At 67.1% G+C, this 563-nt stretch carries 1 protein-coding gene; it reads left to right on the top strand.

Going from position 1 to position 563, the window contains the following annotated elements:
* Positions 1-563 (top strand): TCP-1/cpn60 chaperonin family protein (locus tag Psi02_RS39845; RefSeq protein ID WP_275409664.1); only part of this gene is annotated, 563 nt, incomplete at both ends.

Genomic DNA, 563 nt, shown 5'->3' with positions numbered 1-563 from the left:
GACGAGGACGCCCGGCGCGGTCTCGAGCGCGGCATGAACCAGCTCGCCGACGCCGTCAAGGTGACCCTCGGCCCCAAGGGCCGCAACGTCGTGCTGGAGAAGAAGTGGGGCGCCCCCACCATCACCAACGATGGTGTCTCCATCGCCAAGGAGATCGAGCTCGAGGACCCGTGGGAGAAGATCGGGGCTGAGCTCGTCAAGGAAGTCGCCAAGAAGACCGACGACGTGGCCGGTGACGGCACCACGACGGCCACCGTGCTCGCTCAGGCGCTCGTGCGTGAGGGCCTTCGCAACGTCGCGGCCGGCGCCAACCCGATGTCCCTGAAGAAGGGCATCGAGGCGGCCGTCGAGCGTGTCAGCGAGGAGCTGTCCAAGCTCGCCAAGGACGTCGAGACCAAGGCGCAGATCGCCTCCACGGCGTCCATCTCCGCCGGCGACGCCCAGATCGGCGAGATGATCGCCGAGGCGATGGACAAGGTCGGCAAGGAAGGCGTCATCACCGTCGAGGAGAGCAACACCTTCGGGCTCGAGCTCGAGCTCACCGAGGGCATGCGCTTCGACAA

Source organism: Planotetraspora silvatica (assembly GCF_016863315.1).
Classification (GTDB): Bacteria; Actinomycetota; Actinomycetes; order Streptosporangiales; family Streptosporangiaceae; genus Planotetraspora; species Planotetraspora silvatica.
This window is presented reverse-complemented; position numbering and strand designations above follow the sequence as displayed.